This window comes from Haloarchaeobius marinus, from assembly GCF_051207415.1.
In the GTDB taxonomy this organism is placed as follows: Archaea; Halobacteriota; Halobacteria; order Halobacteriales; family Natrialbaceae; genus Haloarchaeobius.
On sequence record NZ_JBPKGD010000006.1, the window covers coordinates 1 to 23,764 of the forward strand.

The following is a 23,764-nucleotide window of genomic DNA, read 5'->3' on the forward strand; positions in this document are numbered from 1 at the left end:
CCATGGCCGTCGAGACGATGGAACCCGCCGACACCCAGGGCGTCCGCGTCGAAGAGATGGTCGTCGTCCGCGAAAACGGCGTCGAACTCCTCAGCCAGTGGCCCGTCGACGAAATCACCCGAATCGATTACTAGACGATAGCCCGGTCGCTCCCGGTTCCGGCATCGGCAGTCCGGGCGGCGACCGCATCACGCCGAGCAGTCGACGACCCGGTAGTACCGGGTGAACTTCACGTACCCCGGCGGGTCCTCGATAACACCGACGCAGCCTCGCTCGCCGTCCATCGCGGCGAGTTCGGTCTGGACGTGCTCGTCCAGTTCGTCGTAGTGACGCACGGTCGCGTCGACGGGCAACTCTGCCGGGTCGATGGGGCTGACTCTGACTCCCATTGTACACGAGTGAACGGACGGGTGCTGCAAACTGCCACCGGTATCGGTACTGCTTGCCCCGACCGACCGTCACCCGTTCGTTCCGTAGCGGAGGCTGATGTGTATCTCGTCGAGCGCCGCGAGCAACTTGTCGGGGAGTTCCGCCTCTAATAGTTGCCCCTTGACGCGGTTCGCGGGCCCGGAGATGCTTATCGCCCCGACCGGGTAGTCGTCCTCGTCACGGATCGGCGCACCGATGGCGTTCAGGCCGGTGATGGACTCGCCGATGTTGAACGCGTACCCGCGCGCCCTGATGTCGTCGAGTTCGTCGCGCAACTCCCGTTCGGACGTGATGGTGTTCTCCGTCGTCTCCTCGAGTCCCCGCCGGTCGATGATGTCGTCGAGTTCGTCGTCGGGGAGGTACGCGAGGATGGCCTTCCCGGCCGCGAGCTGGTGGAGGTCGCGACGCTGGCCGACCTTCGCGGACGTCACCAGCGGGTTCTCGCCGTGGGCCTTGTAGAGGTGCACGCTGGAGTCGCCCTCCTTGGCGACGAGCCAGACCTTCTCGCCGGTCTCTTCGGCGAGTCGGTCGACGTGGTCGCGGGCGACGTCGAAGAACTCGACGTTCTCGCGCGCCCGGTGACCGAAGTCGAGAAGGCGCAGTCCGAGCGAGAAGGTGCCGTCGTCCTCGTCGCGCACGACGAGGTCGTTCGCCTCCAGCGTCAGCAGGTGTCGGTGGATGGTGCTCCGTGCGATGTCGAACTCGTCCGTCAACTCCGCGAGCGTCTGTCCCGGGCGGGCCTTGAGCGATTCGAGGATTCGGATAGAGGATTCGGTCGTCGTGACCGCCCGATTCACCCGGTCGTCGTGTGCCATACGACACGCAAGTGGGGCGAGCGATTTAGTTCTTGGCAGAGCCGTCCCAGCTATCGGGACGGCGTGGTGCCGACCCGTCGACGACCGGGCCGTCCGTCGCCTTCTCTCCGTTGTGTCACGCCTCCAGTTCGAGCGAGTAGAGTCGCTTTCGCGCGTCGGTGAAGCAGTACCTGGATTCGAGGTAGCCGTCTTCCTCGAGCGTGTTGACGGCCTGTCTGACCGTCCGTACCGGGAGGAGGGACTCCTCGACGAGTCGCTGCTGGCTCAACTCCCCCTCGACGTCGAGGACCTTCGCGACGAGTTTGACGCTCGGTGGATACTCCGCGAGTGCTGCTGCTGCCCGTTCCCAGGGCTGGGCGGTCCGCTGTGCGTTGCAGGCCATCTCCGTTCGGTGAGGGACGATACCGAACGGCGAGCAAAAACCGTTGTGGTCTGACTGGCAGTGTGCGCCCGGCTCGACGCCCGTCCGAGCACTGTGACGGAGAGAGCGTCACCTGCGACCCGGACGGCTGGGCTGACGTCGCACGGTGGGGGCACTCCGCTCGGAATCGCTCGGTCCAAACTACTCGGACGAGGGGTCTGGAGGGGTGGCCGAACCGACCAGGACTGGACCAAACCGTAGCGACTTCCCGACGACCGGTCGCACGGTAAATCGTAATCGAGTCGAATCGACGTCCGTGTAGACAAAATCTGGATATAGAAGGAGCCCAGCAGTCGGCAACCCATCCTCGACGGTCTGACGACGGTCTACTACAGGCCTTCGTTCGGCAACCCTCCCTGCGAGAAAAGTCCAAGCTATTCGGACTCACTCGGTCTGTTACGGCGATACGAGCGTAACGGGTGACTCTGACCGCTCGTCCACGGACGCGTGTGTTTGAGATGGTCAAACGAACATGTCCGTCGACCGGCGACGAACTGCCAGGACCCGACGTGGGCGACCGCCGGTGACGACAGATTGCAGCAGTCGAAACTCGGGCAGGGAGGGTCACTGACCCAGAATCTTAATAACGTAGCCGTGTTAGGCTACCAGTATGCCGACGCTGGAGGTACTGGGCACCGCACAGGACGCTGGCGTCCCTCACATCGGGTGTCGGTGTGACCGCTGTAATCGGGCCCGGTCAGACGACGGCCGCCCCCGGTACGCGAGCGCAGTCCTGTTACGAGATGGGGGTGAGTACCTGTTCGACGCTACACCGGACATCCGGTTCCAGGTCGAGACGGTTCCCGACGGGGTGTTCCTCACGCACGCACACCTCGGTCATCTGCCGGGACTGCTGTTCTTCGGCCGGGAGGCCGCCAACGCCGACCGAACCCCGGTGTACGCGACCGACGGGATGGCGACGGTGATCCGGAAGAACGCACCGCTGAACCTCCTGGTCGAACAGGACAACGTCGACCTCCAGACGCTCACGCATGAGTCAGCCGTCACCCTCGGGGAGTCGACGGTCGCGTGCCACCACGTCGACCACAGGGAATCGCTCTCCACCGGGACGCTGGCGTACGAGATCAGAGGTCCCGACCGCTCGTTGCTCTACATGACCGACATCGACGAGTGGTCGCCGGCGACGCGCGAACTGGTCAAGCGCGTCGACGTCGCACTCGTCGACGGGACGTTCTGGAGCCAGCACGAACTCGACCGGAGCGAGGACGTCCCACATCCCTACGTGGAGCGATCTGTCGAGGTCCTCGACCCGGACCAGACGGACGTCTATTTCACACACATGAACCACACCAACCCGCTTCTCGATGCGGATAGCGAAGCGGCCAGGCGGCTCAGGGAGGCCGGCTTCGACGTTCTCGGCAGAGGGGCGACGTTCGAACTGTAGCAACAGCCAAACGCGACCGTATACGAACTCCCAGCCGGCGTCTCCGCCGACTGCGTCACACCATCCGTTCGTCGTCCTCCGTCTCGTACTCCTGTACGTGGTTGATGAGCCTGTTGAGCCCCCAGACGAAGGGGACGATAGTCACGCCCAGTACGACCAGTGCCGTCAGTATCACCTGTAATTGACTTGCTGCCATGGTATCACCCGAAGATGTCCCAGAGGTACGCAAAGAGGATTCCTGCTGGGTAGACGTACTTCCCCCAGTAGACGAACCATCCTCCGAGGTCGATGCCGGGACCGGCGTTTATCTGTTCCAGTGCGTTCTGGGCATCGTACGCCCAGAAGAGGCCGAGCGGTGCGAGCAACGCGGCGAGCGGGCCCGAGTAGAGTACCACAGTCGTGAGCGTGTCGAAGAGTTCTGACGACATCGCCGTCGGGATGGCGACGATGGCGATGAACCCGACGAGTACCGGTGTAACCGTCTTCCGTGACAGTCCGAAGTGATACCGGAGCGTGTCGACCGGGACCTCCAGTATCGAGATGCCCGTCGATATCGCCGCGAGAGCGGCGGCCACGAAGAAGCCGACGACGACGAGCGTCGAACCAGGGATCTGCTGTGCGATCTGTGGAATCGAGATGAACAGCAGCCCAGCCCCCGTCGATTCGGGTTCGACTCCCACGGCGAGGGCCGCCGGGAAGATGGCGAACCCCGCGAGGATGGCGATTGTGGCGTTCCCGAACGTCGTCGTGATCGCAGCCGTGACCGTATCGGCCTTCTCGCTCAGGTAGCTCCCGTACACGATCATGGGCGCGCCTGCCAGACTCGCCGTGAAGAACGCCTGTGCCATCGCGTTCAGGAAGACGGACGCCGTGAGTTTGTCGAAGTCGGGTATCAGGTAGAACCTGAGCCCCTCCATGCTCCCCGGGAGGAGGACACTCCTGATTCCGAGTAGCACGACGAGGACGAACAGGAGCCCTATCATCCCTTTCGTCGCCGGTTCGATGCCCTCTTTGACGCCGAAGTAAACGATGGACCCGACGAGGAGGACGGTGATGACGGCGAATATCGCCGAATTCAAGCCCGAATTCACCGTTCCGAAGAACGCGCTCGGTTCCTGCCAGAAGGTATCGCTCGCGGGCGCACCGATGTATCGTAGCGTCCACCCGGCGATGCTCGAGTAGAACGCGAAGACGACCAGGGGCCGGAACCCCGGTATCAACCCGATGTACTTCCCGAAGGGCATCCCGAGTTCCTCGTACGCGCCCGCAGGACCCTGCTGGGCGATTCGCCCCGTATTGAACTCGATGACGAGCCCAGTCCACACGAACGTGAACGTGAAGAAGAAGTACGGGATGAGGAAGGCTGCCCCACCGTTCTGTCCAACTAGCATCGGGAACAACCAGATGTTCCCGAGGCCAACTGCGGACCCGATCGCGCCTGCGATGAGCCCCAGCTCCGATGACCACCGTTCTCGTGTTTCAGTCATGGTATCACCTAGCGCAACAGTCGGTACCACCGAATCCACACGTAAATAACTACTATAATATTGCATATAACAGCAACTGGAAACATGTGTCCAACAGCAATGGCCAATCTCCAGGGCTGTGACGGTTCCCACGGATCCATGGCTGAGAGACGGCCTCGACGTGTGGGGTCGTCTGCACGACGCGCCCCGTCCGGAATCGAACGGTGGACCTGTTTGACGATGCAAAACTTTACGGTCGCAACGACAGTCTGTCGTCACATGTCATCGGACCGACGTCGAATCCGGGCGGTCGAAACGACGTCCAAGATACTCGCCGAACTCAAGGAGACCGGCGAGACGACGGTCGCCACGCTCGACGCGCGACTGGACGTGACGAAAGGGACGATCCACACCCATTTGATGACGCTAAACGCCCAGGGCTTCGTCGAGAAACGCGACGACAGGTATCGACTCGGGTCGGGGTTCATGACCTACGGCGCTCACGTGAAGAATCGTCACGTGGTCTTCCAGGCAGGGAAGGCCCAGGCGAAGGAACTGGCCCTCGAGACGGGCGAACTCTGCGAGATCGCCACCGAGCACGAGGGCCGCTGCGTCATCCTACATCGGTTCTACGGTGAGAACACGCTCGATACCGGGTACCAGCGAGAGAGCCTGGAGGAGTTCCGGCACCTTCACTATGGGGCGACGGGCAAATCGATGCTCGCACACATGCCGCTGGAGCGTGTAGACCAGGTCATCGAAGAGTATGGACTTCCAAAGCGGACCGAGAAGACCATCACCGACCGGGAGACGCTACTCGACGAACTCGAACGGATCCGTGGCCGCGGGTACGCCTTCAACGACGAGGAGGAGGTTCACGGCATCCGTGCCGTCGGCGCGCCAGTACTCAATTCGAACCGTGACCTACTCGGAGCGATCTGTCTCGCCGGTCCCCGCGGACGAGTGGACGACGAACGGTTCTCGACGGAGTTCCCGGCTCTCGTCAGCGAGGCTCGAAGCCTCGTGGAGGTGAACGTCGAGACGAACGAGTTCGATACGTTCAGTGTCTGATCCTTCTGGTTCTCGCCGACGATACAGGCTGGCAGGAGGCCCGCGTCCGATTCGCCGTGATGGACGCCGGCCGTCGTGGCGAGACCCTGTCGGAACGGGGAACGACGGTCTCGTCGCCGACGCCACCCGCGTATTACGGGCATAGTAGTGTAACACGACTCCGGGACGAGTTCCGACCGTCGGTCACACTGGTGGGTTCACCGAGCGACGCCCTGAGCCCGCACGTCCAGCAGTGGCCACGCCACACCGGACGATACTATCAGATAGTCTTAATTCATGAATATCTATCAGGCCGCCAGTATGGAATTTCGGACGAGAAGGCGTAGCTCCACGTCGTAAGCTCTCTAAGCGGTTTCTATACACGTATCGCGCACTATCCCATCCCTGAACAGTTTCAGCCACGACAGGTTTCGATAGAAGCCGTTTGTAGCTCCCAACCGGCCCTCAAATGCGATTTTGGCGGGTTCGGGCCGGCTTTTCCAGACGAGAGGAGTGAAAAATCAATAAAGTTATCTTAACGTACTATAGTCAGTTCACTTACTTCGAATACGTGGGTCCTGTTGACCTCCTCGCCGACCCGTCTTCGACGTCTCATTGCCGCGCGTCTGCCCGCCCCCGGTCGCGGCAAAGAGACCCGGTTCGGACCGTCTCAACACTGTGCACGTCGTGCAGGAACGTACTGGATGAGCACACCGTCTCCGCCGCCCGTCCGACCCCGCTCCGACGTCTACGACGCGGCCTACGCCGGCGTTCCGAACTGGGACATCGGGCGCCCACAGCGGGCGTTCGTCTACCTCGTCGAGGCCGGTCTCGTCACCGACCCGGTGCTCGACCTCGGCTGTGGGACGGGCGAGCTGTCGCTGTTTCTCGCTCGACGGGGCTACGACGTCCTCGGCATCGACCTCTCGACGGTCGCCATCCGACAGGCCCGTGCGAAGGCGCGCTGGCGACGCATCGAAGCCGAGTTCCTCGTCTGGGACGCGCTCTACCTCCGGAGGCTCGCCGTGGCAGGGCTGTCCTTCCGGACGGTCGTGGACTGTGCGATGTACCACGTCCTCGGAGAACTGGAGCGCGAGCGACTCGTGACCGAACTCGAGTCCGTCGTGCCGAGCGGTGGCCGGTACTGCGTCCTCGGCGACGCGCCGATGGGTCGTCGACCCGGCTACGGGATGACCCCGGACGAACTCAGGGCCCGGTTCTGCGACGACGGCGGGTGGGACCTGGAGTTCGCCCACCGGACGGCGTTCGACCGTCGTCGGGGGTCGAGTCCGGCGTACTTCGTCGGCCTGCGACGGAACTGACCGGACCTCGGCTGTTGCGTTCGAGGCGGGCGGCCCCCGGAGAGAGTCAGTCGGTCACTCGTCCTTCGCGAGGTCCTCCTCGCTCTGTTCGTCCTCGCGCTCTTCCCGTTCCTCGTCCGACTTCTCGATCTCCTCCAGTTCCTCCTCCATCTCCCACTCGCGCTGTCGGTCGTCCTCCTCTCGCCCTTTGTCTTGCCGGCCTTCTTTGGTGTCTCCCATAGTTGGAGCAGACGCGCTGTAGTCACATAATTCCTCGACCAGTCCACAGAGGTACTCCCGGGTCAGTCGCTGCAGACGACGCGGAGTCCCCCGTCGTGGGCAGGCAGCAGACGCTCGGCTGCCTTCGAGGGCGTCGCCAGGTGGGTCCCGACAGCGTTTATTATGCACCGATGAGCAACTACTACGTATGGACCCCGACACCGCCGCGTTCCTCGCCGGGTCCGACGACCGGCTGGCCCTTCTCACCTACCTCACGGACCGGTCCGCGGCACCGGCGACCATCTCGGACGACCTGTCGCTCCCGCGCAGGAGCGTCCAGCGCCACCTCTCGCAGTTCGTCGACCGGGGGTGGGCCACCAGGGACGACGGCGCGTACGGCCTCACGACGCTCGGCGAACTGGTCGCCGCCGAACACGCCTCGTACCTGGAGACGCTGTCTCGCCTCGACGAGTTCGGCCAGCTCTACAGGCACCTTCCGGACCGGGAACACGCACCGGACCCGCGACTGCTCGAGGACGCCGACGTGGTGGTCGCGTCCGACGCGGACCCACAGGCGCCGATGCACCACTACCTCACGGCGATGCGCGAGTTCGAGTCCGACCGCATCAGGATGCTCTCGCCCGTCCTCAGTCGCCTCTTCCACGACGCACACGCCGACCTGGCCATCGAGGGCGCCCACACGGAACTCGTCATGACGGACGACCTCGTCGACCGGGCGCGCGAACTGAACCCGGTGGAGTTCGACGTGGTCGTCAGCGTCGACGTCCTCGACCTGTACCGGCACCCGGGTCCCATCGACTTCGGGATGACGCTGGGCGAGAACCGCGTCCTCCTCAGCGCGTACGCGGACGGACAGCTTACGGCGTGCGTCGATTCGACGAATCCCGACCTGGTGACGTGGGCGGGGGACCTCTTCGAACGGTACCGGGAGGAGGCAGCGGAGATGGAGCCCACCATCTCGCTCCCGTTCAGCCTCCGGAACCGGTGAGTGACCCGGGTCGGGCCGCCTACCCCGCGGTCGACCGGCTCCCGGACAGGGAGTGACGGGTGTGACGCCGGGTGGCGTACCCGACCGGAGGTGACGTAAACAGTCTGCAGTGCGTCCGTCCACACATGCACGTACTGCTGGTCGGTGGGACCGGGTTCGTCGGGTCGGCACTCGCGCGAGAACTGCACGACCGCGGCCACGCGGTGACGGTGCTCGCCAGGACGCCGGACGACGCGTCGCTCCCCGACGGGATCCGGACGGTCGCGGGCGACGTCACCGACTACGACTCCATCGAGGCCGCCTTCGAGGGCCAGGACGTCGTCGTCAACCTCGTCGCACTGTCGCCGCTGTTCCAGCCACCCGGTGGCGCGGGGATGCACGAACGTGTCCACCTCGGCGGGACCGAGAACGTCGTCGAGGCGGCCGAGGCGCACGGCGTCGACCGACTCGTCCAGGTGTCGGCGCTCGGTGCCGACCCGGACGGCCCGACCGCGTACATCCGGGCGAAGGGGGCCGCCGAGGCCGTCGTCCGGTCGTCGTCGCTGGAGTGGACCGTCGTCCGGCCGTCGGTGGTCTTCGGCGACGGGGGCGAGTTCGTGACGTTCACGAAGAAGCTCACCACGCCGTACGTCACCGGCCTTCCCGGCGGTGGGAAGACCCGGTTCCAGCCCATCTGGGTCGGCGACCTCGCACCGATGCTCGCCGACTGCGCCGTCGAGCACCGCCACGTCGGCGAGGTCTACGAACTCGGTGGCCCCGAGGTCCTGACGCTCGCCGAGGTGGCGTCGCTCGCGTACCGTGCCGACGGTCGCTCCGTCGCCGTGCTCCCGGTGCCGATGCCGCTGGCCCGCATCGGGTTGACCCTCGCCGACGTGGTCCCGGGGATTCCGATGGGTGTCGACCAGTATCGCTCGCTGAAGTTCGACAACACCGTCGCGGAGAACGACGTCGCGGCATTCGGTCGGTCTCCGGGCGATCTCCGGACGCTCGCGGCGTACCTGGGGGTCTCCGAACCCGACCGGACGGACGCCGAGCAGGAGCGACGCGCCGCGCCCGACGGCGGTGGTCGAGGGGGAACGCGGACTGATACCGCGTCTGCCGTGACCTCCGGGCTCCTTGCCTGGGCCGTCGTCGTCGGGGTCGTTCTCGCGGCGGGGCTGGTCACGGGCATCTGGGTCCCCGGTGACGTCTCGGCCCACGCCGACGAGCTACTCTCGTTCTTCGGGTTGCAGTATCTCGCGACCACGGTGCTGCTCGTGGGCGGGCCGGTGGCCGTCTACCGACGGTACGGGCTCGTGACGCCGCTGCTCGGCCTGCTCGTCTACTTCGGTGTCTGGGTCGTCTACGGCGTGTCGTCTGGCTTCGGCGGCGTCCGGAGTCTCTACATCGCGTTCCTCTACGGGGGGTTCGGGCTCGTCGGACTCGTCGTCGTCGGACTGCTCGAATCCGTCCTGCGCGCGCTGCTCCCCGGTCGGTCCCGACGGCCGAACGGGAACGGGAACGGCGACCACGCGAACCGACAGTAGCGCCCAACACGAGCAGTTCTCCTGCCCTGCACTGGTCGTCGTCCGGCCCCTCGGTCACTGCTCTGCGAACGAGCCGTCGAACTCCTCGTCGGTGAGTCGCCGGGGACTGTTCGGATGCGCGGTCAGCACGTCGTCTCGACCGATGACGTCACGGTAGGTGCCGTATGCCCGGTACTCCGTCCCGCCGTGCTGGAAGCGGTCCGGGCCGAACTCCGCGTCGAACACGCCCCAGTCGGTCCCGTCCTTCTCGACCGCGTGGTCGAACCAGCAGGCCATCCTGACGTCGTTGTCCGCCATGAAGTCGTAGACGGACGCGATCCACTCGTCCTTTCGCTCCGGGCAGTGGCCGTCCTCGCAGTCGGCCGAGGCACCGAACTCGCTGAACGCGGCCGGGACGTCGGAGAACTCGCGGACGGTCCGGAGTGCGTCGCCGTAGATGCCCTCCGCCGTGTCCCAGCCGCCCCAGTTCGACCAGTTGTAGCCGGTGATGCTGACCCAGTCGGCGTACCGGTCGCCGGGGTAACACTCCGCGAGCGGGACCGACCCGCTGCTCGTGTGGTTGACGGTCCAGACCCACTGGACGTGGTCGGATTCGAGGTCCGTCGCCATCACGACGTCGTGGATGTGACGCCACATCCGGATGTAACTGTCCGGCGTGGTCTCCGGCGTCGGGATGCCCCACGGCACCCAGCTCCCGTTCAACTCGGGGGCGAGGTTGAGGTAGACGCGACGGTCGGTCCCGTCGGGGCGGACCGCCCACTCGGCGATGGCGTCGGCCCACGCGTGCAGCCGGTCGTCGTACTCGCCGTCCGCGACCGCCTGCGTCACCCGCTGTCTGTCGTCGTCCGACGCCCCGAAGTACGGTTGCCAGAACATGAGCGGGACGGCCCCCCGGTTCCAGACGGTCTCGAGCGTGGACACCCGCTGTTCGATGCCCTCGTCGGAGCGGTCCATGTCGGCGAAGAAGACCGTGATGGCCTGCCGGGCGCCGAGCCACTCCTCGACCGCCTCGGTGTACGACGACGAGAACGACCGGGGAGACATCCCCGACAGCGTGCGTCCGGCGCGCGTCTCCGCCTCCGGCTTCGAGGTGGCAGTCGAGTCCGCGGGGGAAGAGCCGGTGGCCTCGCGCGTGTCCTCGGCCGGGGTCGTTCCGCTGCCGTCCGACCCGGGGACGTCCTCGCGGGCATCCCTCGTGTAGAGGCCGTACGCGCCGACGCCGACGCTCAGCACACTCCCGGAAGCCGCCAGGAACGTCCGTCGGTTCATACTGGTACTCGAACGCAACCAACCATCTAATTATTCTCTCCATTACTGCACTATACAGACGCTATGCGTGGGTAATGCGTCCATAGAAAATACCTACTGGAACGGGGTTGCTGACGTGCCTTCGCAAGAGCGGTACTCACAGGCGAGCGTTCCGGCCCAGGAACCGGCACGGGAATCCGTTCAGTGCCCGGGCTGTACCGGAGCCACGACCGAGATGGCCGTCTACGAACACCCGGCGTGTGGGTTCGTCGGGTTCTACGGTGACTGTCGGACGGAGTCCGGGCCAACGTGCCCGAAGTGCAGCGAAGCAATCGAAGACCCGGAGGAACTGGACCGACTGGGCGAACTCTACGTCTGTGTCGACTGCGAACGGCGGTTCGAACTGGAGGACGCACAGACGGCGGACGACGCATGATCGAGTCCGGACAGACGAGACAGCTCGGCAGGGGACAGACCGCGTTGCTCGTCGCGGTCGTCGTCGTCGCGTACGCGGCCGGGTTCCTGGTGCTCCCCGACGGGACGTTCGCCCTGTCGACCGCGTTCGTCGCCACCACCGGCGTCGGACTACTCGGGTCGTACCACGCGTTCGGCGATGGGGTGGTCCCGATGCGGTCCCACATCGGCCTGCTACGGTGGTTCCTGCTCGGACTGACCATCGTCACTGGACTCGCGGTCGTCGCCGTCGAGACCGGTCGACTGGACCTCGAAGCAGTCGGCTTCGCAGCGTTCGTCGTCGTTCCCGGGAGCTACCTCGTCTCCCTCGTGGCTCGAACGGTCCGTCGCCGGGCGACGCCCCCGTCCTACGCCGTTCCCCTGTGGCTCGGCGGGACGATGCTCCTGTTCGGGGCGACGGCGGCTGTCGGTCGATACGTCGTCGACCTGTCGCCGTTCGAACTCGTCTTGCTCGGGGGCCTCGAGGTGATGGCGTTCTACGTCGGCTTCATCGTCCCGGTCGGAATCTGGGAGATCATGACCGATAGCGACCCGCCAGACGCGACCGAACCGTACCCGGAGGTCAGCGTCGCGATCCCCGCCTACAACGAGGAAGCGTGGATCGGCAAGTGCCTCGACAGCGTCCTGGCGTCGAACTATCCGGCGGAGAAACTGGAGGTTATCGTGGTCGACGACGGGAGCGAGGACGCGACCTACGAACGCGCCTCGGAGTACCGTGACCGGGGCGTCCGCGTGGTTCAGCGGCCGAACGGTGGCCGCGACGCCGCGCTTAACTACGGGTTCTTCTGCTCGAACGGCGACGTCTTCGTCATGGTCGACGCCGACAGTCTGCTCGCCCCCGACGCGTTGAGCAAGATCGTCGGCGCGCTCCAGGCCGACCCGGACCTGGGGGCGGTCGCGGGAGACATCCGGGTGCTGAACACGGACCGCCTCATCACCAAGATACAGGCCATCGAGTACGTCTTCTCGATAAACACGTTCCGACGGGCCTGCTCGTTCTTCAACGCGGTCCCCATCGCCCCGGGGGCACTGAGTGGGTTCCGTCGGGAGGCGCTCGAGGCGGTCGGCGGCTTCGACCCGGACACGCTGACGGAGGACTTCGACACGACGGTGCAGATTCTCGAGCACGACTGGACGGTCCGGCAGGTGAGCGCCATCTCGTACACGGAAGCACCGTTCACGCTTCGTGACCTCTACACCCAGCGCATCCGGTGGTACACCGGTGGACTCCAGTGCATCCTGAAGCACGTGAACGTCTTCGCGGGCTCCCGGTCCAGCTATCTCCACCGGTTCACGTTCCCGTTCCTCTCGCTCTCGTACGTGTTCCGGCCGATCGTCGGACTCGCCGCGACGGGCATCATCGTCTACGGTTTGCTCACCAGCCAGGCCGTGCTGACGCTCGTGGGCTTCGGCTACTTCGTCGCCGTCGTCGGGGTCGTCGCCGCCATCACGCTCTACATGCTGAACGTGTCGTTCCGCATCCTCCCCTGGTACGTGTTCCTGATGGTGGGGTACAAGCAGTTCATCGACGTCGTGTTCCTCCGGAGCATCGTCAAGGTCGTCACCGGCGCGGAGGTCGAGTGGGGCACCATCAGGCGACAGGCGGAGGTGGACTGGTCGTCCAGGCGGTAGGGGTTTCCGCCCGGGTCGATACGTTACCCGTCTTCGACAGACGGTCGGGGGCGAAAGCGTCGGCCCCCTACAGGTCCGAGTCCACGAACCGTCGATAACCGACCGCGAGGGGGACGAGGCTCCAGGCGACCAGCAGCACGAGGCCCATCCACCAGTCGACGTAGACGGGGACGCCGTCGCCGAGGTACTGGCTGGCCCGCCCGACGTCGAAGCCCACCTGGAGGAGTCGGAAGTACGATTCGCTCGGCTGGGCCAGTCGGAACAGCAGGGCCCAGTCCGGCACGTCGCTCAACACACTGATGTCGAACCGGTGGAGGAACAGCAGCGTCAGCGTGTGGAAGGTGTTCCAGAAGCTCACCAGGAGGATGTACCCGCCGAGCGCGCCGAACGTTATCCACCGGTCGACCGTCGTGGCCATGGACAGGCCGACGGCGATGCCGACGAAGGCGACGCCGTAGAGCGCGGTGGCGAACAGGAACCAGGGGTACGCGAGTATCCCGTCGGTCCCGTAGAGGACGGCGCCGACGCCAACGGCGAGCACGAGTGCGACGAGCGTCGGCACGAGCAACACGAGCGACCGGCCGACGAACGTCCCGACGGCGAGGTCCCTGCGCGAGTGCGGGAGCGACAGCGTGAGGAACAGGCTGCCGCTCGTCCGCTCGTGGATGATGGACTTGTAGCCGAGCAGCAGTGCGAACAGCGGCAGGACCAGCGCGACGACGCCGGCGAGGCCGTCGACGAACGCCCCGAACTCGTTCTGGCCGAGGTACTGGTGGACGAACGCGTAGCCCAGGGACACCACGAGCAACAGGGCGAACAGGAGCCAGATGGTCTTCGACCGGCCGGCGTCGTGGACGTCCTTGTGGGCGATGTCGCGCCAGCTCATGCGAGGTCCCTCCCCTCGAAGCGGAGGTACGCGAGTCCCAGCGGCCCGACGAGCCACAGCGCGAACAGCACGAGGGCGACCCACTCGCCGAGGTACCACGGTCCCTCGATGGTGCTACTCGGGTCGACGAAGCCGGTCGTGAGACGGCCGAACAGGCGCCCGGGTTCGAGTCCGACGAGGAACCGTATCGGGTCAGGGAGGACCGGTTCCTCGACGAGGCCGGCAGTGTAGAGTCCGAGCGTGAGCGCGCCCTCGACCACGTCCATGACGACCACGAACAGGAAGAAGAGCGTGGACCCGAGGACGAGCGCACGCCGCTTCGTCGAGACCGCGAGCGAGACTGCGACCCCCATCCCGGTCCAGATGGCCCCGAACAGGACGCTCAGGAGGACGAACCCGAGGAACGGGAGCAGTGCGAGTTCGCCGAACGGGTAGACGACGAGGGCGCCAGCCCCGGCCATCGCGACGACGATGGTCGCAGCCAGCAGGCCCGTCCGGGAGGCGTACTTCCCGAGGACGACGTCCTCGCGGCCGAGCGGGAGCGCCAGCGAGAGCAGGAGCGACCCGGACTCGCGTTCGCCCACGACCGCGTTGTAGCCGAGCAGGATGCCGACCAGGGGGACCAGAGTGGTGAGCGACCCGATGACGAACCCGGAGAACCGCGCGGTCGTGATGGGGTCCGGCGCGAGGACCGGGTAGACGTAGCCCGCGAGGAGGACGGTGAAACCCACGAGCCCGAGCAGGACCTTCGTCGACGTGGCGCCGACGGTTTGCCTCCAGTCCCGCCGGGCGACGACCGTCCACCTCATCGGTCCGCGCTGCCGGTGTACTCGATGAACATGTCCTCGAGCGACGCCTCCTCCGTCCGGAAGTTCATCACCTCGAGTCCGGCGTCGTCGAGGCCGACGAGGACGTCCATCTTCGCGTCGTTCGTACAGGTGGCCTCGATGGTCGTGTCGTCGGGCGCCATGGCCGTCTCGACGCCCTCGATGGCCCTGATGTCGTCCAGGGTCCCGTCCCGGACCTCGTCGAGCGTGATGACGAGTTTGGTCCCGCCGCCCAGTGAATCGCGGAGGCCCTCGATGGTGTCGACGGCGACGAGTTCGCCGCCCTGCAGGATGCCGACGCGGTCACAGACCGCCTCGACCTGTTCGAGGATGTGCGACGAGAAGAAGATGGTCGCCCCGCGTTCGTTCTCCTCGCGGAGTATCTCGCGCATCTCGGCGGCGCCGTTCGGGTCCAGGCCGGTGCTCGGTTCGTCGAGCAGGAGGAGGTCAGGTTCGCCCACGAGCGCCATCCCCAGCACGAGGCGCTGGGCCATGCCCTTGGAGTACCCGCTGGCCTTCCGGTCCGCGGCGTCGCGGATGCCGACCCGGTCGAGGACGTCGATGGGGTCGGCGTCGGCGTCCTTCGAGCGGATCGCGTACTCGACGTGCTGGCGACCGGTGAGGCGGTCGATGACGGAGTAGCCCTCGGGGAGCACGCCGATGCGGTCGCGGGCCGCGACGCCGTCGGCGTGACAGTCGTGGCCGAATATCTCGACCGACCCCTCGGTCGGGTTCACGAAGTCGAGGAGCACGTTGATGAACGTCGACTTCCCGGCCCCGTTCGGGCCGAGGAAGCCGAACGTCTCGCCCTCCTCGACGGTGAGGTCGACCCGGTCCAGCGCGGTCGTCGTCCCGTAGCGCTTCGATACGTCGGTCGCTTCGATCGCTGCCATAGCGGGTACAGACGGACGGGGTTTATAATTCCTTCACGACGGTTTCGGAGGTAGAAATACTGGGTGTCGAGGACGTTCGACGCGGATACGCGGTCGACGGTGGACCGGCCGAATCGGTCCTCCACGGGCCTGACTGCTCCCTCGAACGGCGTGCACGGTCGCCTTTACGGGAGTCGACGACGGGCGAGACGTGCCGACGGAACCCGACTGCGGTTCGCTGGGTGTCGTTCGAGCGAGCAGTTCAGAGCAAGAATTAGATGCGATGCTGACCAATTAGTTCCCATGAACGTCCTCTATCACCTCGCGGCGTTCCCCACGTACTCACAGACGTTCGTGACGAACGAGATACGGGAACTCCGGAACCGGGGACACGAGGTGGCCGTCTTCGCCCACAGCTCGGAGGACGACGTCCCGGAGGACCTCTCCGATATCGACTACCACGTCGCCCCGCCCCGGTCGCTGTCCGGGGTCCTGACCCTGTCGCCCAGTCACTTCGACCCACGGTTGCTTCGTCGGCGGTTCAGGTCCCTGTCTCCCCTGCGCCAGGCGTACGCGTTCTACTACGCGATTCTCGAACTGGAGTTCGTCTCGTCGTTGCCGTACGACGTCGACCACGTCCACGGTCACTTCCTCTCTACGCCCCAGATACCACCGTCTCTCGTCGCGGGCGCGCTCGGCGTCCCGCACACCGTGACGGCACACGCCCACGACCTGTACAAGTTCGACCACGAACCCACCCGGCAGCACCTCTACCGCCACTGCGACAGGATAATCAGCATCTCGGAGTACAATCGAAGGTTCATGACGGACGAGGCGGCCGTCGACGTCGACGTCGACGTCATCCCGGCTGGATTCGACGCGGACCAGTACCAGCCGACGGACTCGCACGTTCCCGGCCGGATCCTGACGGTCGCCCGGCACGTCCCGAAGAAGGGGATCCGATACGCGATCGAGGCCGTCGCGGCGCTCGACGACCCGGCCATCGAGTACCACGTCGCGAGCGACGGGCCGCTCACGCCGGACCTGAAAGCGCTCGCGACCGACCTGGGGGTCTCCGAACAGGTCGAGTTCCTGGGTCGGATCAGCGACGCCCAGCTTCGGCGGGAGTACGACGAGGCACACCTGTTCGTCCTCCCGTGCGTCGTCACGGAGGAGGGTGACCGTGATGGGCTTCCCGTCGCCATCAAGGAGGCCATGGCGATGCAGACGCCCGTGGTGACCACGACCGTCTCCGGCATCCCCGAACTGGTCTCGGACGACTGTGGCTATCTCGTCCCCCCGAGAGACGTCGACGCGCTCGCAGAGGCGCTGTCGGCCGGGCTGTCGTCCGACCCTGCGCCGTTCGGCGCGCGGGCTCGCGAGCGCGTGGGAGCGCACGACGTCGAGGAGACGACGGCGCAACTCCTCCGGTCGATATCGGAGCTACAGGACGCTCCAGCGTCACAGAGACGCGAAGCGGACGAGGTCACTCCCCGCCAGCAGCGATGAGCCCGATGGGTTCCTGCCGCAGTGCCGGCCAGACGGCGAGCACGGTGCCCAGGACGACCAGCGCGAGGCTCGAGGCGACCGCGACGGCCAGCGTTCCCGGGTCGAGGCTCACGGGGGCACTGACGCCGTAGACGCGGAGGAGGCCGAGTCGGTCGACGACCATGGTGGCACCGAGTCCGAGGGCGACGCCGAGCAGGGTGGCGACGATGCCGACGTGGACGCCGTCGCGGACGACGATGCGGAGCACCTGCCCGCGGGAGGCACCGACGGCGCGATACAGGCCGAGTTCGCGGTAGCGAGCCTGCACGCTGCGGGCGAACGCCGCGGTCGTCCCGCCGACGGTCATCACGCCGGCGAAGGCGACCAGTGCGGCGACGACGACCTGGACGTTCCCGAACACGGTCGCGACCGCCCGTCCGAGGCCAGTCGTGCCAGCACCGGTCCCGGTGTGCGACGCGATGGCCGAGGCGAGGCGTTCGTCGCCCTGCACCGTGGTCGTCGCGTGGGCGAGTCGGTCGCCGTCGCTGGTCGCGGCGAAGGCGTAGGAGTCCGGCGCGAGTCGACCGACCGGGACGGCTATCGCTCGCGATTCGCCCGGCGCGAGCGTCGTCTCGACGACGCGCTCGTCACCCGGGACGTCGAGGACGACAGTCCGCGTCAGCGTCTCGTTCCAGGGGTTCGAGAGGGTGACCCGTGCCTCGATGGGCGTGATGGGCGTCGGCGACTGGGGAACGTCCCACGAGGCGACGAGGCGACGCCGCGACCCCTCCTCGACCTGGAGGGAGTCCGTGGTCTCGTAGTCGCCGTGTGCGACGCGGACCTCGTGGGACCCGGTCGAGGGAACGGGGACCGTCACGCCACCGTCACCGCCCGTCCGAACCGTCTGGCCGCCGAGGGTGACCGTCGCGTTCGCGACGGGTGCGCCGGTCGCGACGTCGACCACCCGGGTCCGGAGGTCGGAGTCGGGCGGTGCGACGCCGGGCAGCCACGCGAGTTCGACGGCGTCGGTCGGGAGGACGTCGAGGGTCGCCGTCTCGTCGCCGGCGCGAACGCGGAGCGGACCCGTCGCGTTCGCGGTGACCGTCGTCGAGACGCGCCGCGACCCGAACGACCGGACGGACACCGTTCGGGTCCGCGTCTCGTCGCCGACGACGAACCGGACGGTCCTGTTGGCCGACTCTGCGGTCGGGTTCAGCACCGTCGCGGTCACGCGAACCGACGACCCGACCGTCGTCCGGTCCGGCGCCGAGAGGGAGACGACCTGTAGCCCGTCGGTCGCCGTCGACCCGGCCGGTCGGTCCGACAGTCGGACGAAGTTCACCGCGTCGCCGCGCTTGTTCGAGAGGTGTCTCGCGGTCGCCAGCGACACGAGCAGGTGGTCGTCGAAGTAGCCGGGTGCGTCGTACGTCCCGACGACCTCGACCCGCGTGAAGGCGGGCCGCGTACTCCCGCCGATGGTCACCTCGTCGCCGGGGTGGACGTCGAGGGCGTCGGCGAGGTCAGACCCCACGAGTGCCTCCTGGCGGGCGGCCGGTCGGCGACCGTCGACGAGCGTGGCGTCGCTCACGTCGGCGAACCGGTCGTAGTCGGCACCGCGGTACAGGACGGCGGCGCCGTCGAGCGTCGTGAACCCGAGTATCTCCGGGCTGGCTGTGACGCCGGACTGGGATTCGAGGAGCCCCCCGTAGTGAGCCGGGACGCTGCTCGCGATTGGGTGGACGGCACCCGGCTGGGTGACGGTCGCCCCGTCGCCGCCGGCCAGCGGTCCGAGTGCGCCGGCGAACGACGACACGAGGAGCAACACGGCGACGAAGACGGCCACCGCGGCGGCCGTCGGGACCACCCCTCGCCAGTCGAGGAGTTCCGGGTCGGCCAGCCGTCCGAGTCGCCCGGGGAGCAGGGTTCCGGACGGCGAGTCGTCGACGTCGGCGTAGGGCGCACCGCGGACGGCCGGCAGCGTCGCGAGCACGCCGGCGACGCCGCCACAGGCCAGCACGACGGCGAACCCCCGGAGCAGGCGCGACGCCGCACGACCGGTGACCTGCATCGAGAGCGAGGTCGGCAGGCCGACGAAGACGCCGACGTTGACCGCGACGTTCACGCCGATGACGCCGACGGCGTACCCGAGCGCGATGGCGACCCCCGTGAGCAACAGCGCACGGCCGCCGAACAGGCCGACGACCTGGTGTCGGTGCGCGCCGACCGCACGGACGAGGCGAATCTCGTCGCGCCGGTCGCGGACCGTCATCCGGACGACGCTGTAGACCACGACGCCCACGAGGACGCCGGCGCCGACGGCGACGGCGAGCAGGAGCGTCACGAGCGACTGCGTCCCGGCGACGAAGAAGGCGAGCGCACCCCGGAGCGGCGTCCCGTCGGCGGGGACGGTTCCGGTCTGTCGGACCTCGAACCGGCCGCCAGTCCCGGCGTCCGCCGCGACGCTCTCGTTGCTCAGGTACCAGTTTCCCGGTATCGAGGCGTGCGACGCGGGGCGCGACTCGACGGTGAGGTTCTGCGTCGTCCCCGAGGACGTGACCGTGACGAGGCCGGACGACGGGGTCGCCTCGACGGTGGCCCCGGTATCGGGCGGGACCGGGAGGACGATGCCCGCCGCCCGGAGGCGTTCGATCGTCCGGTTCGAGACGCCCACCAGCGTCGCGTCCGTGCCGTCTACGGTGACGACCGTCGCCGGGACCGTCACGGCCTCGTCCGACCCGTTCGTGGCTGGCCCGGGGACGTACTCGACGCTCGCGGTCGACCCGTAGTCAGCCGCGATCTGCGTGGTCTGCGTCGAGACGGCGGTCACGGCGACGACGGAGCTCGTGAAGAACGCGACGGTGACGGCGATGGTCAGGACTGCCAGGCGGTCGCGTCGCGTCCACCGCGCGAGGACGAGTCTGCGATAGGCCATCAGCGCGCTCGGCCCCGGTGGGTCATTCGTCGTCGACCACGGTGGTCGCGGACTCGAACTGGCTCACGTCCGGTGGGGCGATGCGTTCGAGGGCGTCGTCGACGACGCCTTCGGCGGTCACGTTGCCGAGGTCCGCCTCGGTGCTGAGGACGAGTCGATGCCGGAGCACCTGCGTCGCGAGCGCCTTCACGTCGTCCGGGATGACGTACGACCGCCCGTGAATCGCGGCCCGCGCCTTGGTCGTGTCGAGGAAGGTGAGACTCGACCGCGGCGACGCGCCGACCTCGACGTTCTCGTCCTCGCGGACGGCCCGGACGACGTCGAGGACGTAGTCCTTCACGGCCGGGGCGACGTACGTCGACGAGACGATCTGGCGGAGTTCGAGGACGTCGTTTCGGTCCAGCACCTGCTCGACGTCGTCAGCACTGAGCGTGGCGTCTTCGTCGAACCGGTCGAGCATGGTTCGCTCGTCCTCCCGGGAGGGCGTGTCGACGACGAGTTTCTGCTGGAAGCGGTCGCGCTGGGCCTCCGGCAGTTCGAACGTCCCCTCCAGTTCGATGGGGTTCTGCGTCGCAATGATCATGAACGGCTGGGGGAGCGAGCGCGTGACCCCCTCGAGCGACACCTGCTCCTCCTGCATCGCTTCGAGGAGTGCAGCCTGGGTCTTCGGCGTCGCGCGGTTGATCTCGTCGGCGAGGACGAGGTTCGAGAAGACCGGGCCCTTCTGGAGTTCGAACTCGCCGGTCGACTCGCGGAAGACGTGCGTCCCAGTGACGTCCGCGGGGAGCACGTCGGGCGTCATCTGGATGCGGTTGTACTCGAGGCCAAGCGTCTGTGCGAAGGCGTAGGCCGCGGTCGTCTTCGCGACGCCCGGCACCCCCTCGACAAGGACGTGTCCCCGTGTGAACAGTGCGATGGTCAGGTGTTCGACGAGGTCTTCGTTCCCGACCAGGACCGTCGAGATCTCGTCCTGCAAGGCGTCGTAGGCGTCGGCCGGACTAGCCATCGTAGGACCTGTTTTCGGAAGCCGTGTTAATACTTTTCGCGACACGCTGGATGCGGTCTGCATCCCAGTCGGGGTAGCGCCGTTCGAGCAGGGCCACGACGTCGTCGGTCGTCAGCTGTGCGTCGACCACTCCGTCTCGTGACCCCTGGCCCGGGTGACGTCGGCCCCGGACCAGGAGCGTCGCGGCGAGCACGACGAGGCCACCGAGCCCGAGCAGCGAGAGCGGGGACGTCTGGAGGAGCCGTTGCACCTGGACGAGCGGGGGGAAGCCCCCGCCGTGGGAGTAGTCGAAGAGGACCGTCTCCGAGTCGGCACCGAGCGACCGGAGGAACGCCTCGTTCGACCGCTCCGCGAGCATCGTGTTGATGAAGACGCTGGGGTCGGAGACGACGAAGACGCGACCGTCGCCGACCGGTTCGACGGTGACGACCGGGTAGCTGTCGAGGCGCTCGCGCTCGTCGAGGCTGCCGTCGCCGTCCTCGTCGAGGTAGGCGGACGGTGAACTGTTCACGAGGACGGTGCTGTCGGCACCCGGGTCGACCGCCGTCGCGTAGTTGAGCGCGAGCGCGTCGACGTCGGCGACGAGCGGGTGGTCCCGTACGTCGGTCGCCACCGGCATCGCGGGCGAGTTCGTGTAGCGTCGTTCGTCCCTGAGGACGGCCCCGTCGAGGCGAGACGCCGCGCCCACGTCGCGGAGGAGCGCGTTCGTCTGGCCGTCGTAGTCGCCGGCGACCACGAGGGTCCCGCCGTCCTGGACGAACGTCCGGAGGTCGGCCGCCGCCGCCGACCCGTACGGCTCGTCCGGCGAGAGCACGACGGCCGTCGTCGTCCCGGGGTCCATCGTCCGGTAGGTGGCCGTCTCGCGGGTGACCGCCACCTCGGCACCGGCCTCGGCCGCGACCTGTCGCGCCTCCTGGGAGCCGTCCCAGGCGGGGTTGTACGCCCCGAAGGAGTCGGCGGAGGTGACGCCAGCCCAGAGCCCGGCGACCAGACAGAACGCGAGTAGGCCGACGAGCAGCAGTTGCGGGTACCGGACCGTCCGCCCAGCGACCTCCACTCAGAGCACCCCCGGCGGGAGGATGGACAGGATCCTGCGAACGACGACGTAGGCGAAGACGAGCAGGCCGACGGCGATGAGCCAGCGAAGCCGCTTCCGCCAGACGGGCGTCACGTTCACCGCCGCGGTGAGTTCGGTCACGACGAGGACGCCGATGAGCGAGCAGACGAAGAAGAGTTCGTACTCGAGTGCGCCGAGCAGGCTCAGGACCAGCGCGCTGGCCGCCAGCCACGCGACGGTCCCGTGGACGTACTGCTGTCGGCGCCGTGTGGTCATCGTGCCTCCGTTCGCAGGCACCGCTGAAGAAAATACTGGCTCGTCGCTCACCCGTCGTCGAGTGGCCCGTCGCTCACCCGTCGTCGAGTGGGTTCCCGCACTCCTGGCAGACGTCGGACTGCCAGCTGACCGTCTTGACGACGCGAACCTCGCCTTCACAGTGCGTGCAGTACGCTGTTCTGGACATCCCCCTCGGTCACCCCTATACCGCGTCGGACTGTGTACGAAGACGTCGCGAAGCCCAAACAAGGCGTTGGCTGATATACCAAGGTCGTACATGCTGTTCGAACCGCCGCACCTATGCCGACGGTCGCCCAAGTACCGTCCGATGTGGCCTTGGGGACACGCGGCGCTCGGGTACCTCTCGTATCGGCTGTTCTCGGGTGAGGCGTCGGTCGAGCCGTCGCGGCTCGAACTCGGCGTGCTCCTCGTCGGGACGCAGTTCCCCGACCTCGTCGACAAGCCGCTCGCGTGGTACTGGACGGTCCTCCCGACCGGGCGGTCGTTCGCGCACTCGGTGCTGACGCTCGCGGCGTTCTGCGTCCTCGCCTACGGGGTCGCCCGTCGGTTCGACCGGCCGAGACTCGCGCTCGCTGCCGCGGTCGGGTACGCCTCTCACCTCGTCGGCGACGCGCTCTCGCCGGTCGTCCACGGCGAGTTCTCCTTCCTGACGTTCCTGGCGTGGCCGTTGCTCCCTTCGCCCGAGTACCCGACCGAGAAGAGCTTCCTGGCGCACTTCCAGAACCTCGAACCGACCGGGGGCGTGCTCTTCGGCCTCGCCCTCTCGCTCGTCGCGCTGGCCGCGTTCGTCACGACGGAGTACGGCCACCGGTGGAGAGACTGACCGGGGGAGCGGTCACCGGGACTCGTCGTCGGTTTCGTCGTCCGCCCGGGCGTCCTCCGTCTCACCGCCGTCGCTCTGCGGGGGACCGCGTCGGGAGACGTACGCGATGGCGTCGTCGAGCGTCGTCCCGCCGCCGAGGACCGACCGCAGGCGTTCGAGTTCCCCGCGGGTCGGCCCGTCGTCAGACGGGAGGAGGCGCCACGAGAGCAGCATCGACGTGAGGAGCGTCGTCAGGAGGCCGAGGAGGAAGTACCACGGCTTGCCCTGGACCGGCCGGTAGACGCAGTTGTCCGTCCGGGCCGAACAGAGGAGTTCGCCGTCGGGGAACCCGAGGGCGAAGACGAACAGGAACGCGAGCAGCACGAGTGCCGTCGTGACGTGTCGCCGGAGCAGGAGCAGGAACAGGATCAGACCCGCGAAGATGCCGAGTTCCGTGGCGTGGACCTCCATCGGGGAACTGAACCACGACTCCACGTACCAGTCGATGGAGGGACCAGACTGCAGGGCGACCGCGGCGACCGCGCTCCAGGGCTGGAGGGACACGATTGCCACATCTGCGGGTTCTGCACTCGAAGTTATAC

The 23,764-nt window shown here is 67.1% G+C and carries 23 protein-coding genes and 2 pseudogenes; 10 read left to right on the top strand and 15 right to left on the bottom strand.

The window, feature by feature from the left end:
• Positions 1-134: pseudogene (locus tag ACSC1W_RS18245) on the top strand (aminopeptidase P family protein); the annotation flags it as partial.
• 54 nt (positions 135-188) lie between these two features.
• Here the strand turns inward: ACSC1W_RS18245 and ACSC1W_RS18250 are convergent.
• The 3 genes from ACSC1W_RS18250 to ACSC1W_RS18260 all read right to left on the bottom strand — a co-directional run bounded on the left by ACSC1W_RS18250 (position 189) and on the right by ACSC1W_RS18260 (position 1,626).
• Positions 189-389 (bottom strand): hypothetical protein, encoded by a 201-nt coding sequence (locus ACSC1W_RS18250; RefSeq protein WP_435349091.1) that lies wholly within the window; start codon positions 387-389, stop codon positions 189-191.
• 69 nt (positions 390-458) lie between these two features.
• Positions 459-1,244 carry an IclR family transcriptional regulator gene (locus ACSC1W_RS18255; RefSeq protein ID WP_435349093.1) on the bottom strand — a complete coding sequence of 262 codons (786 nt, stop codon included), beginning with the start codon at positions 1,242-1,244 and terminating at the stop codon, positions 459-461.
• A 115-nt stretch (positions 1,245-1,359) separates the two neighbouring features.
• Positions 1,360-1,626, bottom strand: coding sequence for an ArsR family transcriptional regulator (locus ACSC1W_RS18260; protein WP_435349094.1), 267 nt, complete (start codon positions 1,624-1,626; stop codon positions 1,360-1,362).
• A gap of 649 nt (positions 1,627-2,275) precedes the next feature.
• Here ACSC1W_RS18260 and ACSC1W_RS18265 point away from each other — a divergent pair.
• Complete coding sequence (locus ACSC1W_RS18265; RefSeq protein ID WP_435349095.1) at positions 2,276-3,070, top strand: MBL fold metallo-hydrolase; 795 nt, start codon at positions 2,276-2,278, stop codon at positions 3,068-3,070.
• 55 nt (positions 3,071-3,125) lie between these two features.
• On the opposite strand, the gene ACSC1W_RS18270 is transcribed toward ACSC1W_RS18265, so the two are convergent.
• Positions 3,126-3,266 carry a hypothetical protein gene (locus tag ACSC1W_RS18270; protein WP_435349096.1) on the bottom strand — a complete coding sequence of 47 codons (141 nt, stop codon included), beginning with the start codon at positions 3,264-3,266 and terminating at the stop codon, positions 3,126-3,128.
• A gap of 4 nt (positions 3,267-3,270) precedes the next feature.
• A complete protein-coding gene (locus ACSC1W_RS18275; RefSeq protein WP_435349098.1) occupies positions 3,271-4,557 on the bottom strand; it encodes a sodium-dependent transporter in 1,287 nt (428 codons plus the stop codon).
• Positions 4,558-4,815: 258 nt separating this feature from the next.
• Here ACSC1W_RS18275 and ACSC1W_RS18280 point away from each other — a divergent pair, with 258 nt between their 5' ends.
• Complete coding sequence (locus ACSC1W_RS18280) at positions 4,816-5,607, top strand: IclR family transcriptional regulator (RefSeq protein ID WP_435349099.1); 792 nt, start codon at positions 4,816-4,818, stop codon at positions 5,605-5,607.
• Between the two features lie 683 nt (positions 5,608-6,290).
• On the top strand, positions 6,291-6,908 hold the full coding sequence (locus ACSC1W_RS18285; RefSeq protein ID WP_435349100.1) for a class I SAM-dependent methyltransferase: 618 nt from the start codon (positions 6,291-6,293) through the stop codon (positions 6,906-6,908).
• A gap of 54 nt (positions 6,909-6,962) precedes the next feature.
• On the opposite strand, the gene ACSC1W_RS18290 is transcribed toward ACSC1W_RS18285, so the two are convergent.
• Positions 6,963-7,127, bottom strand: a complete 165-nt coding sequence (locus ACSC1W_RS18290; protein ID WP_435349101.1) for a hypothetical protein — start codon at positions 7,125-7,127, stop codon at positions 6,963-6,965.
• 187 nt (positions 7,128-7,314) lie between these two features.
• Here ACSC1W_RS18290 and ACSC1W_RS18295 point away from each other — a divergent pair, with 187 nt between their 5' ends.
• Both ACSC1W_RS18295 and ACSC1W_RS18300 read left to right on the top strand, forming a co-directional pair.
• A complete protein-coding gene (locus ACSC1W_RS18295) occupies positions 7,315-8,115 on the top strand; it encodes a helix-turn-helix transcriptional regulator (RefSeq protein ID WP_435349102.1) in 801 nt (266 codons plus the stop codon).
• Positions 8,116-8,240: 125 nt separating this feature from the next.
• Positions 8,241-9,125 (top strand): annotated as a pseudogene (locus ACSC1W_RS18300) (complex I NDUFA9 subunit family protein); the annotation flags it as partial.
• A 570-nt stretch (positions 9,126-9,695) separates the two neighbouring features.
• Here ACSC1W_RS18300 and ACSC1W_RS18305 read toward each other — a convergent pair.
• Positions 9,696-10,910: a glycoside hydrolase family 26 protein gene (locus tag ACSC1W_RS18305; RefSeq protein ID WP_435349104.1), complete on the bottom strand. Its 1,215-nt coding sequence runs from the start codon at positions 10,908-10,910 to the stop codon at positions 9,696-9,698.
• A 115-nt stretch (positions 10,911-11,025) separates the two neighbouring features.
• Between ACSC1W_RS18305 and ACSC1W_RS18310 the strand changes: the two genes are divergently transcribed.
• Both ACSC1W_RS18310 and ACSC1W_RS18315 read left to right on the top strand, forming a co-directional pair.
• Positions 11,026-11,325 carry a hypothetical protein gene (locus tag ACSC1W_RS18310; protein ID WP_435349105.1) on the top strand — a complete coding sequence of 100 codons (300 nt, stop codon included), beginning with the start codon at positions 11,026-11,028 and terminating at the stop codon, positions 11,323-11,325.
• On the top strand, positions 11,322-12,995 hold the full coding sequence (locus tag ACSC1W_RS18315; protein ID WP_435349106.1) for a glycosyltransferase family 2 protein: 1,674 nt from the start codon (positions 11,322-11,324) through the stop codon (positions 12,993-12,995). Before ACSC1W_RS18310 ends, ACSC1W_RS18315 begins: the two co-directional genes overlap by 4 nt.
• 67 nt (positions 12,996-13,062) lie before the next feature.
• Here ACSC1W_RS18315 and ACSC1W_RS18320 read toward each other — a convergent pair whose 3' ends face one another.
• Genes ACSC1W_RS18320 through ACSC1W_RS18330 form a run of 3 tightly spaced genes read right to left on the bottom strand, consistent with a single transcriptional unit; the run spans position 13,063 to position 15,601 of the window.
• Positions 13,063-13,881 (bottom strand): ABC transporter permease subunit, encoded by an 819-nt coding sequence (locus ACSC1W_RS18320; RefSeq protein ID WP_435349107.1) that lies wholly within the window; start codon positions 13,879-13,881, stop codon positions 13,063-13,065.
• Entirely contained in the window at positions 13,878-14,690 is an 813-nt protein-coding gene (locus ACSC1W_RS18325) for an ABC transporter permease (protein ID WP_435349108.1), read from the bottom strand. Before ACSC1W_RS18325 ends, ACSC1W_RS18320 begins: the two co-directional genes overlap by 4 nt.
• Complete coding sequence (locus ACSC1W_RS18330; RefSeq protein WP_435349109.1) at positions 14,687-15,601, bottom strand: ABC transporter ATP-binding protein; 915 nt, start codon at positions 15,599-15,601, stop codon at positions 14,687-14,689. The genes ACSC1W_RS18325 and ACSC1W_RS18330 overlap by 4 nt, the downstream gene beginning before the upstream one ends.
• Positions 15,602-15,883: 282 nt before the next feature.
• Between ACSC1W_RS18330 and ACSC1W_RS18335 the strand changes: the two genes are divergently transcribed.
• Entirely contained in the window at positions 15,884-17,089 is a 1,206-nt protein-coding gene (locus ACSC1W_RS18335) for a glycosyltransferase (RefSeq protein WP_435349110.1), read from the top strand.
• Here the strand turns inward: ACSC1W_RS18335 and ACSC1W_RS18340 are convergent.
• From ACSC1W_RS18340 to ACSC1W_RS18355, 4 genes are read right to left on the bottom strand one after another with little or no spacing between them, the layout of a single operon-like run.
• Positions 17,067-20,000, bottom strand: a complete 2,934-nt coding sequence (locus tag ACSC1W_RS18340) for an ABC transporter permease (protein WP_435349111.1) — start codon at positions 19,998-20,000, stop codon at positions 17,067-17,069. The genes ACSC1W_RS18335 and ACSC1W_RS18340 overlap by 23 nt on opposite strands.
• A 22-nt stretch (positions 20,001-20,022) precedes the next feature.
• Positions 20,023-21,006: an AAA family ATPase gene (locus tag ACSC1W_RS18345; RefSeq protein ID WP_435349112.1), complete on the bottom strand. Its 984-nt coding sequence runs from the start codon at positions 21,004-21,006 to the stop codon at positions 20,023-20,025.
• A complete protein-coding gene (locus ACSC1W_RS18350) occupies positions 20,999-22,063 on the bottom strand; it encodes a DUF4350 domain-containing protein (protein WP_435349113.1) in 1,065 nt (354 codons plus the stop codon). Before ACSC1W_RS18350 ends, ACSC1W_RS18345 begins: the two co-directional genes overlap by 8 nt.
• Positions 22,064-22,339 (bottom strand): DUF8044 family membrane protein, encoded by a 276-nt coding sequence (locus tag ACSC1W_RS18355; RefSeq protein WP_435349115.1) that lies wholly within the window; start codon positions 22,337-22,339, stop codon positions 22,064-22,066.
• 328 nt (positions 22,340-22,667) lie between these two features.
• Between ACSC1W_RS18355 and ACSC1W_RS18360 the strand changes: the two genes are divergently transcribed.
• Positions 22,668-23,183, top strand: a complete 516-nt coding sequence (locus tag ACSC1W_RS18360) for a metal-dependent hydrolase (RefSeq protein ID WP_435349116.1) — start codon at positions 22,668-22,670, stop codon at positions 23,181-23,183.
• A 12-nt stretch (positions 23,184-23,195) separates the two neighbouring features.
• Here ACSC1W_RS18360 and ACSC1W_RS18365 read toward each other — a convergent pair whose 3' ends face one another.
• Positions 23,196-23,735: a hypothetical protein gene (locus ACSC1W_RS18365; RefSeq protein ID WP_435349117.1), complete on the bottom strand. Its 540-nt coding sequence runs from the start codon at positions 23,733-23,735 to the stop codon at positions 23,196-23,198.
• Positions 23,736-23,764 lie beyond the last annotated feature (29 nt).